This is a genomic window from Enterobacter sp. BNK-16 (assembly GCF_048684955.1).
Classification (GTDB): domain Bacteria; phylum Pseudomonadota; class Gammaproteobacteria; order Enterobacterales; family Enterobacteriaceae; genus Enterobacter; species Enterobacter bugandensis.
Genome location: NZ_JBLQTQ010000001.1, coordinates 3777093 through 3789617 on the forward strand (window position 1 = coordinate 3777093; position 12525 = coordinate 3789617).

Consider the following 12525-nt stretch of genomic DNA (forward strand, 5'->3'; position numbering starts at 1 on the left):
TGTCCGCTAAACAGGCGAGTTGTAGACTCTCCATCACACCATCTTGAACAAAATAACTCACTGAAATAGTCACGTATCTGGAAGTTAAATTAATGCCTCATTTCTTTATTGAACGTCCCATTTTCGCCTGGGTCGTGGCGCTTTTTATCGTCCTGGCGGGTGTATTGTCTATCCCCCGGCTGCCGGTTGCGCAGTATCCGGCGGTGGCACCGCCTGGGATTATTATTTCTGTCACCTACCCGGGCGCCAGCCCCGATATTATGAATACGTCGGTGGTGTCGTTACTTGAGCGCGAAATATCTGGCGTCGATAATTTGCTTTACTTCGAATCATCCAGTGACACAACCGGTTCTGCGTCTATTACCGTGACGTTTAAGCCCGGCACGGACATCAAGCTGGCGCAGATGGACCTTCAGAACCAGATTAAAATTGTGGAGCCGCGTTTGCCACAGGCGGTCAGGCAAAATGGCATCAACGTCGAGGCGGCCAATTCCGGTTTTTTAATGATGGTGGGGCTGAAGTCCGCAACCGGTAGATTTGAGGAAGCCGATTTAAGCGATTACTTTGCCCGGCATGTCAGCGACGAGCTTCGCCGCGTACCTGGAGTAGGGAAAATTCAGCTGTTTGGTGGCGAAAAAGCGCTGCGCATCTGGCTGGACCCGATGAAGCTTCATAGCTACGGGCTTTCGGTGAGCGATGTGCTTACCGCCGTTGGCCAGCAAAATGCCCTGGTTTCGCCCGGCAAAACGGGAGATGAACCGGCATCTGAAGGGCAAGGCGTAACGTATCCGATCACCGTGAAGGGGCAACTCACTTCCGTAGAGGCTTTCAGTAATATAACTCTGAAATCAGAGGCGTCCGGCGCAAGGCTGAAGCTGTCCGACGTCGCGCGCATTGAGTCCGGCCTGCAAAGCTACGCTTTCGGTATCCGCGAAAATGGGGTTCCCGCAACGGCTGCGGCAGTCCAGCTATCGCCTGGCGCCAATGCGATGAGCACGGCTGCAGGCGTACGCGCACGCATCGACGAACTTTCTCAGGTGTTGCCGGAAGGAATGACGTTTACGGTTCCCTTCGATACCGCGCCTTTTGTGAAGCTCTCCATCATGAAGGTGGTGCAGACATTTGTGGAAGCGATGGTTCTGGTCTTCCTCGTAATGCTGCTGTTTCTGCATAAGATACGCTGTACGCTTATCCCGGCGATTGTTGCCCCCGTCGCACTGCTTGGCACCTTCACGGTGATGCTATTGAGTGGATACTCCATCAATATTCTGACCATGTTCGGCATGGTTCTGGCGATAGGGATTATCGTAGATGACGCTATTGTGGTCGTGGAGAACGTCGAGCGCCTGATGGAAGAAAAACAACTCTCTCCGCGCGACGCGACCCGGGAGGCCATGAATGAAATCACGCCGGCAATTATCGGGATCACGCTGGTGCTTACCGCCGTCTTTATTCCCATGGGTTTCGCCGAAGGATCCGTCGGGATTATTTATCGACAATTTTGTATTTCCATGGCGGTCTCCATACTGTTGTCGGCATTTCTTGCCCTCACGCTTACCCCCGCGCTATGCGCGACGCTACTTAAGCCTCACAGCGCAGCAAAGCACGTTGGTGGCAGGTTCGCAGCAGGGTTTAACGCCCGCTTTCGTACCCTCACGACGTGGTACGAATCCGGGCTGGGCGCGGTGCTGAGACGTACCGGGCGAATGCTGCTGTTGTACGTTGCGCTATGTGCTGCCCTATGTTTGGGGCTTTCTTCGCTGCCCTCGTCCTTTCTTCCGGATGAAGATCAGGGCTATTTTATGTCCTCAATTCAGCTGCCTTCCGATGCCACAATGCAGCGCACCCTGAGAGTGGTTAAAAAATTTGAAGAGGAAATTGCGGCCCGGCCGGATATTGAAAGCAACATTATGATTCTGGGATTTGGGTTTTCAGGCTCGGGACCGAATTCGGCCATGGCCTTCACCACGCTGAAGGACTGGAAAGATCGGCAGGGTACGACCGCACAGAATGAAGCCGACCATATACAGGCCAGCATGGCTAACGTCTCTGATGCCGTCACGATGAGCCTTCTCCCGCCGGCCATTTCGGATATGGGCACCTCCTCGGGCTTCACCTGGTACGTGCAGGACAGGGCGGGACTGGGCTACGAGGCGTTAAAGAGAGCGGCCGATGCGCTGGTTGTGAAAGCTAATCAACGTCCTGAACTGAGTGACGTGTATATAGACGGTCTGCCGGAAGGAACAAGCCTGGCCCTTCAGATTGACCGGGAAAAAGCGGAAGCGCTGGGCGTTTCATTTGATGAAATCAACCAGACGCTCTCGGTCACCATGGGGTCGAACTACGTTAATGACTACACGAACAAGGGCCGTGTTCAGCAGGTCATTATTCAGGCCGACGCCCCTTACCGCATGCAGCCTGAGCAGATCCTGAAATTATCGGTAAAAAACCGTATGGGGCAGATGGTGCCAGTATCTACGTTTGCGACGCTTTCCTGGAACGTTGCGCCGCAGCAGTTGACGCGTTATCAGGGATATTCTGCTATCCGCATTACCGGCAGTGCGGCCCCAGGCAAATCCAGCGGCACTGCAATGAAGGCCATGGAGACGTTGTCACGGGATTTACCGCAGGGGATGGCCGGCGAGTGGGCCGGGAGCTCATTGCAGGAGAGAAAATCCGAATCTCAGCTCCCGGGTCTGATCGTTCTGTCGATACTGGTCGTGTTCATGGTGCTCGCCGCCCTGTATGAGAGCTGGTCAATTCCCTTTGCGGTCATGCTGGTCGTTCCCCTGGGGCTTATCGGTGCGGTGGTTGCCGTCTCCGTTGCGGGCATGACGAATGATGTTTTCTTTAAGGTCGGTCTTATCACCCTGATAGGCCTTTCCGCCAAGAACGCCATTCTGATTGTCGAGTTTGCAAGGCAGCTCCACCGGGAAGGACAACCCCTGCTGGCGGCTACGATACAGGCCGCAAGCCAGCGTTTGCGCCCTATTCTGATGACATCGTTAGCCTTTACGTTAGGCGTGGTGCCATTGATGCTGGCGCGTGGCGCGAGTGACAGCACGCAGCACGCTATCGGCACCGGGGTGTTTGGCGGCATGATCAGCGGCACGCTTCTCGCGATCTTTTTCGTCCCGGTATTCTTTATTGTCGTTGCGCGTTTCGTTGAAAACGCCAGGAAAGTGTGAATACCGCTGATGGATCGCGGAACCTTGCTGGTTGGATGAGGCGAAGCTGCTGCCGGGTGATATACTGGACGAATGCTGAAATTTTGAGCCCCTGCCAGCCCGCGCCTCGCCTTTTGGGGCATTCCTCTTCGGAGATCGACGAGAAATATCGTGACACAAGGGGCCGAGAGTGGGCTATAATTTCGAGCTAATTTCGAATGATTTTGAAATACTGCCTGTAACGCTATGAATTACAAGGCAAAATAAGCAATGAATATAAGGATTAAAGCTATGGGTTTTCTTTCCGGTAAGCGCATTCTGGTGACTGGCGTTGCCAGCAAACTGTCCATCGCATACGGCATCGCACAGGCAATGCATCGCGAAGGCGCTGAGCTGGCGTTCACCTACCAGAACGACAAGCTGAAAGGCCGTGTTGAAGAGTTTGCCGCGCAGCTGGGTTCCAGCATTGTTCTGGAATGTGACGTTGCACAAGACGAAAGCATCGACGGCATGTTTGCTGAACTGGCAAAAGCATGGCCGAAATTCGACGGTTTCGTTCACTCCATCGGCTTCGCTCCTGGCGACCAGCTGGACGGCGACTACGTGAACGCGGTAACCCGTGATGGCTTTAAAATCGCGCACGACATCAGCTCCTACAGCTTCGTTGCAATGGCGAAATCTTGCCGCGCAATGCTGAACCCGGGCGCAGCGCTGCTGACCCTGTCCTACCTGGGCGCAGAGCGTGCTATCCCTAACTACAACGTTATGGGCCTGGCGAAAGCATCTCTGGAAGCCAACGTCCGCTACATGGCGAACGCAATGGGTCCAGAAGGCGTGCGCGTTAACGCCATCTCTGCTGGCCCTATCCGCACCCTGGCGGCGTCCGGCATCAAAGATTTCCGTAAAATGCTGGCACACTGCGAAGCGGTTACCCCGATTCGTCGTACCGTTACCATTGAAGATGTGGGTAACTCTGCTGCATTCCTGTGCTCTGACCTTTCCGCAGGTATCTCCGGCGAAGTGGTTCACGTTGACGGCGGCTTCAACATCGCTGCAATGAACGAGCTGGAAATTAAATAAGCTGTGGCTCTCTTCCCGCACGGGAAGAGAGCTTTCCCCTCCGCACTCCCCTTCGTTATTCCGTTCTGCTATTTGTTATCACCTAACAATATTTTTCCCTTTATCTGCCTTACGCCAGGATATTGATCGCCATTTTGAGATCAAGGAACGCCCATGGAACAACGCCGTTTTTCCGGCAAAGGCCACTGGTATCACGAAACCCAGTCAAATCACGCGCAGCCGGATGTGCTGCCCCTGGTGCCCGAAGCCGCTAACGTCGACGATCGTTTTTTGCTCGATTTAGCCCTGCCAGATGAGATTGTCGCCGCCTGTACCGGCTGGCTTGCTCCTGCCAGATCCTTATGTCACCAGCTGTTCCCGCTCTCACTTCCCGTAAACCGCCTGCGAACGCTTAGCGCCTACGATCGGTTAAGTACCGCGCTGACGGTGGCGCAGGCCTGCGGCGTTCAGCGGCTGTGCAACCACTACGCCGCCCTCCTCGCCCCGCTGCCGGGCCCTGACTCCTCCCGCGAAAGTAACCGACGGCTGGCGCAAATCACGCAGTACGCCCGCCAGCTCGCCAGCTCACCTGACGTCATTGATGATAAGGCGCGAAACCAGCTTGATGAGGTAGGTCTGTCTATCTATGACGTTGTGGTGATTAACCAGATAATCGGCTTTATCGGTTTTCAGGCGCGCGTGGTCGCCGTCTTTCAGGCGCTGCTAGGCCATCCCGTCCGCTGGCTGCCGGGCCATCATATTCAGCCGCACACCCTGCCAACGACCTCCGACGCGTGGATCTCGCTTCTGCCCGTGGTCGAGCTTCGCTATGCCAGTGCGCATCAGCTTGAGTCCCTCTCCCGCTGGCAGGCAGAGCCCTCGCTTGAGGCGCTGACGCCGGTCCTGTGCCATGAACCGACCTTGCTCGACCTGATGGGGGAGATCCTGATAAACAGCCGGGAAACGGTTTCGCTGCCTCCTCCGGCGCTTTCGGCAGCGGCCGAATTGCTGACACGCTCGCCGGACCGCTTCAGCGCCGCACAATTTACCCCGCTCACGGAAGAAGGACTTACTGCCGTTCAGGCGATCAACCTGCTCAGCCAATGCGCGCTGGAGGGCTGGCTCAATCGACTAAAAGTCGCGTCCGGCAAAGCGGAATAACCACACTCTTTCCCCAAAGAGCGCTTGCTGTAGCAGTGAGAATCGCGTAAAACTGTCAGCCGCTCAATGGCTACGAAAATAGAACATTATGTTTCAGGACAACCCGCTGCTAGCGCAGCTTAAACAGCAACTGCATTCCCAGACGCCGCGTGCAGAAGGGGTCGTGAAAGCCACGGAAAAGGGCTTTGGCTTCCTTGAAGTTGACGCGCAGAAAAGCTACTTCATTCCGCCACCGCAGATGAAGAAAGTGATGCATGGCGATCGCGTCATGGCCGTCATTCATACCGAGAAGGAACGTGAATCCGCCGAGCCGGAAGAACTGATCGAGCCGTTCCTGACCCGCTTTGTGGGCAAAGTGCAGAGAAAGGACGATCGTCTTTCTGTCGTGCCGGATCACCCCCTGCTGAAAGATGCCATTCCCTGCCGCGCCGCCCGCGGCGTTGAGCATGATTTTAAAGAAGGTGACTGGGCCGTGGCAGAAATGCGCCGTCATCCTCTGAAAGGCGACCGCGGTTTCTATGCTGAACTGACCCAGTTCATCACCTTTGGCGACGACCATTTCGTCCCGTGGTGGGTCACGCTGGCGCGCCATAATCTTGAAAAAGAAGCGCCGAACGGCGTGGCAACTGAGATGCAGGATGAAGGCCTGGCGCGCCGCGATCTTACCGCGCTGGAGTTTGTCACCATCGACAGCGCCAGCACAGAAGATATGGACGATGCGCTCTACGCTGAAGAGAGCGCCGATGGCAAACTGCATTTGACCGTCGCCATTGCCGATCCAACCGCCTGGATTGTGGAAGGCAGCAAGCTGGACGAAACGGCGAAAATCCGCGCGTTCACAAACTACCTGCCGGGCTTTAACATCCCGATGCTGCCGCGCGAACTGTCTGACGACCTCTGCTCGCTGCGTCCAAATGAGGTGCGTCCGGTTCTCGCCTGCCGCATGACCATTGCCGCAGATGGCACGATTGAAGACGATATCGAATTCTTTGCCGCCACCATCGAATCCAAAGCCAAGCTGGCCTATGACAATGTCTCCGACTGGCTGGAAAACACCGGCAGCTGGAAACCTGAATCCGATGCTATCGCAGCACAGATTCGTCTGCTGCACCGCATCTGCCTGAACCGCGGCGAGTGGCGTAAGACTCACGCCCTGGTCTTCAAGGATCGTCCGGATTATCGTTTTGTTCTCGGTGAAAAAGGCGAAGTGCTGGATATCGTGGCTGAGCCGCGGCGCATTGCTAACCGCATCGTCGAAGAAGCGATGATTGCCGCCAACATCTGTGCCGCGCGCGTGCTGCGCGACAGGCTGGGCTTCGGTATTTACAACGTTCATACCGGATTCGATCCTGCCAATACCGAAGCGCTCGCGGCCCTGCTGAAGAATCACGATGTGCATGTTGATCCGGAAGAAGTGCTGACACTGCCGGGCTTCTGCAAGCTTCGCCGCGAGCTGGACGCTCAGCCGTCCGGTTTCCTGGATAGCCGTATTCGCCGCTTCCAGTCCTTCGCGGAAATCAGCACCGAGCCAGGCCCGCACTTTGGCCTCGGTCTGGAAGCCTACGCCACCTGGACCTCCCCGATCCGTAAGTATGGCGATATGGTTAACCACCGCCTGCTGAAAGCAATTATCAAGGGCGAAACCATTGCCCGTCCACAGGACGACACGACCCTACAGATGGCCGAGCGTCGCCGTCTGAACCGCATGGCGGAACGTGACGTTGGAGACTGGCTATACGCGCGCTTCCTGCAGGATAAAGCCGGTACCGATACCCGCTTCGCGGCAGAAATTATTGATATCAGCCGCGGGGGAATGCGCGTACGTCTGGTGGATAACGGTGCGGTCGCCTTTATCCCTGCCCCGTTCCTGCACGCCGTTCGTGACGAACTGGTCTGCAGTCAGGAAAGCGGCACCGTGCAAATTAAAGGCGAGACGGTTTACAAAGTCACTGACGTGATTGATGTAACTATCGCTGAAGTTCGCATGGAAACCCGCAGTATTATTGCGCGCCCTGTCGCCTGATAACCTGCTCAATTGTCGGTCATTTCCGTTCAGAAAGGCCGACAATTTTCTCCCTGTCTTTCCCCTCGCAAAAGCATCATTTTTCTTACTTTTTCCGCCCCAGCCCGCCCAAAACAGCCATAATTATCTACAGTTAAAGAGTGTTGCCCTGTTCGGGCACGTGGATTTTATACGCTCAGCATTTTTATATGCCTGATGCGTTTTATTATAAAAAAGCTCAGAAAAACAATACTTTCACTGCGGATTTGCCGCTATTTTCAACGGAAAAGTCGACGACTAATGAATAATTTGTTCGCTAATGCGTCGCGGCGGGAGAAATCATGATCGACGAACTTGAGCAAAATTTGCTGTTTCGTTACATGGGTACTCACAGCCCGTGGTGGCGATTGTCGGCTGACAGCAACGCTCTGCACCTTGCCGCCAGCGAAAATGCTGACGTGACTCAGGAGATCGTACTGGATGATGAACAGGCCGCACAGATCCGTCAGCTAACGGTAATGACCACCAGCATTTCCCTGAACCTCTCTCTTTACGGCGAGCAAGTTCCCGTCCATCTTGTCGGACGCAAAATCACCCGAAACGAGTGGGCCGGAACGGCTTCCGCCTGGAACGATACGCCCTCCGTGGCACGCGATCTGGCTCAGGGACTCTCCTTTGCGGAACAGGTAGTTTCTGAAGCGAATTCCGTCATTGTCATTCTCGATCAAAACGGCAATATCCAGCGCTTTAACCGCCTGAGCGAAGAGTATACCGGTCTGAAAGAACATGAAGTCATTGGTCAAAACGTGTTTGAACTGTTCATGAGCCGCAGCGAAGCGGCAGCCTCGAAGCGCAACATTGCGGGTTTCTTTCGCAACGGCAGCTCCTACGAAGTCGAACGCTGGATTAAAACGCGAAAAGGGCAACGCTTGTTTCTGTTCAGAAATAAATTCGTTCACAGCGGCAGCGGTAAAAATGAAATTTTCCTTATCTGCTCCGGGACCGACATTACCGAAGAACGACGGGCACAGGAGCGCCTGCGCGTGCTGGCCAATACCGATACCATCACCGGCCTGCCCAACCGCAATGCGATCCATGAGCTGATTTCAGACGCCATCAATAGCCGCGGCGACACGCAGGTTGGCGTGGTGTACCTCGACCTCGATAACTTCAAAAAGGTTAACGATGCCTACGGGCATATGTTCGGCGATCAGCTCCTGCAGGCGGTTGCACTTGCCCTTCTGAGTTGTCTGGATGAGGGGCAGGTTTTAGCGCGGCTCGGCGGCGATGAGTTTATCGTTATGGCCACCAATACCTCTCAGGGCTCGCTGGAAGCGATGGCGTCGCGTATTCTGACCCGCCTGCGCCAGCCGTTCAGAATCGGTCTCATTGAGGTTTACACCGGTTGCTCCCTGGGGATCGCCCTCGCGCCGCAGCATGGGAACGATCGGGAAAGCGTGATTCGCAATGCCGACATCGCCATGTACACCGCCAAGGAGAATGGCCGTGGCAAATTCTGCGTCTTCTCCCCCGAGATGAACCAGCGCGTGTTTGAGTACCTGTGGCTGGACACCAACCTGCGTAAAGCGCTGGATAACGATCAGCTCCTGATCCACTACCAGCCGAAAATGACCTGGCGCGGCGAAGTCCGAAGCCTTGAAGCGCTGGTCCGCTGGCAGTCGCCCGAGCGCGGGCTGATCCCCCCACTGGAATTTATCTCTTATGCCGAGGAGTCCGGTTTGATTGTGCCGCTGGGTCGCTGGGTGATGCTTGATGTGGTTCGCCAGGTGGCAAAATGGCGTGACAAGGGAATTAACCTGCGCGTGGCCGTGAACGTCTCTGCACGTCAGTTGGCCGACCAGACCATTTTCAGCGAGCTAAAGCAGGCGCTTAAGGATCTGCATTTTGAGTACTGCCCTATCGACGTTGAGTTAACCGAAAGCTGTCTTATCGAAAACGAAGAGCTGGCGCTCTCGGTGATCCAGCAATTCAGTCGGCTCGGGGCACAAATTCATCTGGACGATTTCGGTACCGGCTACTCCTCCCTTTCCCAGCTGGCGCGTTTTCCTATTGATGCCATTAAACTCGATCAGGCTTTTGTCAGAGATATTCATAAGCACTCTGTCTCCCAGTCTCTGGTACGCGCCATTGTCGCAGTGGCGCAGGCGTTAAACCTGCAGGTAATTGCCGAAGGGGTAGAGAACGCAAAAGAAGATGCCTTTCTGACCAAGAATGGCGTCAACGAACGGCAGGGTTTTCTTTTCGCTAAGCCGATGCCCGCTGCCGCATTGGAGCGCTGGCTAAAACGATATCAAGCGCGACAACAACGTTAACGTCATACAGAGGTTCACTTTCGTATAGGTAATTTCGTTATGGCGTTTTTTCCCTTCTCTTTTGAACCTATTTTCTGCATCATTGAAATTATTAACTTTTCGCTCCTGGGGAGAGATGATGTCTACTATTGATCCACAAGCTGTAGCACAACGTATTGATACCGTGCTGGATATCCTGGTGGCGGGTGATTATCACTCTGCAATCCGTAATCTCGAGATCCTGAAGTCTGAACTTCTCGCTCAGGATGGCGCTGACAATGCCCCCGAAAACCGACAGCCTAAAGCGCCGTGGGAAGTCTAATCCCACTGTCTCAGACCTCGTTTCGCTTTATTAATTGGATGCTATGAATTCCCGACAACAACTCATTTTGCAGATGGTCATCGATCAGGGGCGCGTAAGCGTCGTTGAGCTGGCTAAAACAACCGGCGTTTCAGAAGTCACCATCCGTCAGGATCTTAATCTGCTGGAAAAACAGAGCTACCTGCGCCGTGCGCATGGCTATGCCGTGCCGCTGGACAGCGACGACGTTGAGACGCGCATGATGAATAACTACGCGCTTAAACGAGAACTGGCAGAATTTGCCGCATCGCTGGTAAACCCTGGCGAGACGGTCTTTATTGAAAACGGCAGCAGCAACGCTCTTCTGGCACGTACGCTCGCCGAACAAAAAGACGTGACCATCATCACCGTCAGCAGCTATATCGCCCATTTGCTCAAAGAGACGCGCTGTGAGGTGATTTTGCTGGGCGGCATTTACCAGAAAAAAAGTGAGAGCATGGTAGGCCCGCTAACCCGGCAGTATGTCCAGCAGGTTCATTTCAGTAAGGCGTTTATCGGTATTGACGGCTGGCAGCCGGAGACAGGCTTCACCGGCCGGGATATGATGCGATCTGACGTTGTGAATGCCGTTCTGGAAAAAGAGTGTGAAGCCATTGTGCTGACCGACAGCTCTAAATTTGGCGCCGTCCATCCTTACACCATGGGTCCAGCCTCACGCTTTAGCCGCGTAATTACCGACGAAAGGTTAAGCGACGAACATCGTAATAAACTGGAAGATGACGGTCTCATTGTCGATATTATAAAAACGCCCGCCTGAGTCCATTTGCGCCCGTATTCCGGGCGCATATGCCCCCTTCGTCTGAGAGGATTCCTATCCATCCTTTAAGAGTTTTTACCTGTTTAACCTGCCGTAAAGTCGTAAAATTAATGTTAGCGATATAACAGGAAGTGACTATCACCTGCGTGATTACGTAACGCCTGCGCGACCAGCTTTCACGGAAAAAAGAATTGAGTATTCATTTTGACTATACTTAATGTGTACATCTTTCCGTGAATCGATAATTCAGGAGAAAGTATTATGACCTTAACCAGCAAAAAATTAGCCGCCGCTGTTCTGGCAATCACTGTAGCAATGTCCCTGAGCGCGTGCTCTAACTGGTCTAAACGTGACCGTAACACCGCAATTGGCGCCGGTGCTGGTGCGCTCGGTGGTGCAGTATTAACGGATGGTAGTACGCTGGGTACATTAGGCGGCGCTGCTGTCGGTGGTATTATCGGTCACCAGGTTGGCAAATAATTATTCTATCAGCCTTCCCGTTAAGGCGATTTAGCATCGCATTTCAGGTCTGACTAACGCACGTATATAACACGAGCCACGGCATTTGCCGTGGCTTATTTATTTTAGCCGCCTGCCAGTTTAACTTTCATGTCTTTGGCTTCAAGGAGCGATTTAATTAAATCGCGTTTATCACCCTGAATTTCGATAATGCCGTCCTTCACGGCGCCGCCGCAGCCACATTTTTTCTTCAACTCTGCTGCCAGCTTGTTCAGCTTCGCATCATCCAGATCAATCCCGGAGATCAGGCAGACCCCCTTTCCTTTTCGCCCGCTGGTCTGACGCTGGATACGAACAATACCGTCACCTTTCGGACGTTCTGCTTTCGTTTTCGGTTCGTCTATGCGCCCGCTTTCCGTCGAGTAGACCAGCCGACTGTTGGAATCAGTCATTGCGCCCCCTTTTTCAGTGATGCGTTGATAGCCTTAAGCGTCTCTGCCGGATTCGCAGACTGCGTCACCGGCCGCCCGATAACCATGTAGTCAACGCCTGCTGCCAGCGCCTGCTCAGGCGTCATAATGCGTCGCTGATCGCCCACGTCGCTGCCAGCAGGACGAATGCCTGGCGTGACCAGTTTAAAATCTTTGCCCAACTCTGACTTAAAGCGTACCGCTTCCTGCGCGGAGCAAACGACGCCATCGAGACCACAGCTCTGGGTCAGACGCGCGAGACGCTCGGCGTGCCCGGCAGGTGACAACGTCACGCCGAGGTCGCGCAAGTCGCTGTCGTCCATGCTGGTCAGCACGGTAACCGCAATCAGTAATGGCGCATCGTTGCCGAACGGCAGGAGTGCTTCGCGAGCGGCTGTCATCATTCTCGCCCCGCCCGACGCGTGTACGTTGACCATCCATACACCCAGTTCCGCAGCGGCGGCAACCGCGTGCGCCGTGGTGTTCGGGATATCATGGAATTTGAGATCGAGGAAGACATCGAAACCGCGCTGCTGCAGATCGCGGACGATTTGCGGTCCAAACAGCGTGAACATCTCTTTGCCGACCTTCAGGCGGCAATCGCGAGGGTCAATGCCGTCGACAAACGCCAGTGCAGCGTCACGTTTATTGTAATCAAGCGCAACAACAACAGGAGAATCCGTAATAACGCGGGAAGTGGAGGAAGTAACAGACGTCATGACCAGCCCTTTTCGTCTATGGGCGCGCAGCGGCGCGGAACAGATAAACGGCCTGCAT

At 54.5% G+C, this 12525-nt stretch carries 10 protein-coding genes; 8 read left to right on the top strand and 2 right to left on the bottom strand.

Going from position 1 to position 12525, the window contains the following annotated elements; genetic code table 11:
* The first annotated feature begins 92 nt into the window (after positions 1 to 92).
* The 8 genes from ACMGGH_RS18215 to osmB all read left to right on the top strand — a co-directional run bounded on the left by ACMGGH_RS18215 (position 93) and on the right by osmB (position 11299).
* Positions 93 to 3188: a multidrug efflux RND transporter permease subunit gene (locus ACMGGH_RS18215; RefSeq protein ID WP_219358424.1), complete on the top strand. Its 3096-nt coding sequence runs from the start codon at positions 93 to 95 to the stop codon at positions 3186 to 3188.
* Between the two features lie 270 nt (positions 3189 to 3458).
* Positions 3459 to 4247, top strand: a complete 789-nt coding sequence (gene fabI, locus ACMGGH_RS18220) for an enoyl-ACP reductase FabI (protein ID WP_003856831.1) — start codon at positions 3459 to 3461, stop codon at positions 4245 to 4247.
* A gap of 153 nt (positions 4248 to 4400) precedes the next feature.
* A complete protein-coding gene (locus ACMGGH_RS18225; protein ID WP_232948336.1) occupies positions 4401 to 5387 on the top strand; it encodes a CMD domain-containing protein in 987 nt (328 codons plus the stop codon).
* A gap of 88 nt (positions 5388 to 5475) precedes the next feature.
* Positions 5476 to 7410: an exoribonuclease II gene (locus ACMGGH_RS18230; protein ID WP_047368696.1), complete on the top strand. Its 1935-nt coding sequence runs from the start codon at positions 5476 to 5478 to the stop codon at positions 7408 to 7410.
* Positions 7411 to 7730: 320 nt separating this feature from the next.
* The gene (pdeR, locus tag ACMGGH_RS18235) at positions 7731 to 9722 is read left to right on the top strand and encodes a cyclic di-GMP phosphodiesterase (RefSeq protein WP_232948337.1); all 1992 of its coding nucleotides are present in this window, start codon (positions 7731 to 7733) and stop codon (positions 9720 to 9722) included.
* A gap of 118 nt (positions 9723 to 9840) precedes the next feature.
* On the top strand, positions 9841 to 10023 hold the full coding sequence (locus ACMGGH_RS18240; protein ID WP_041909652.1) for a hypothetical protein: 183 nt from the start codon (positions 9841 to 9843) through the stop codon (positions 10021 to 10023).
* 43 nt (positions 10024 to 10066) lie between these two features.
* Entirely contained in the window at positions 10067 to 10819 is a 753-nt protein-coding gene (locus tag ACMGGH_RS18245) for a DNA-binding transcriptional regulator YciT (protein ID WP_041909650.1), read from the top strand.
* Between the two features lie 261 nt (positions 10820 to 11080).
* Complete coding sequence (gene osmB, locus ACMGGH_RS18250; protein WP_008501216.1) at positions 11081 to 11299, top strand: osmotically-inducible lipoprotein OsmB; 219 nt, start codon at positions 11081 to 11083, stop codon at positions 11297 to 11299.
* 104 nt (positions 11300 to 11403) lie between these two features.
* On the opposite strand, the gene yciH is transcribed toward osmB, so the two are convergent.
* Positions 11404 to 11730 (bottom strand): stress response translation initiation inhibitor YciH, encoded by a 327-nt coding sequence (gene yciH, locus ACMGGH_RS18255; protein WP_232948338.1) that lies wholly within the window; start codon positions 11728 to 11730, stop codon positions 11404 to 11406.
* The gene (gene pyrF, locus ACMGGH_RS18260) at positions 11727 to 12467 is read right to left on the bottom strand and encodes an orotidine-5'-phosphate decarboxylase (RefSeq protein ID WP_045260660.1); all 741 of its coding nucleotides are present in this window, start codon (positions 12465 to 12467) and stop codon (positions 11727 to 11729) included. Before pyrF ends, yciH begins: the two co-directional genes overlap by 4 nt.
* Positions 12468 to 12525 lie beyond the last annotated feature (58 nt).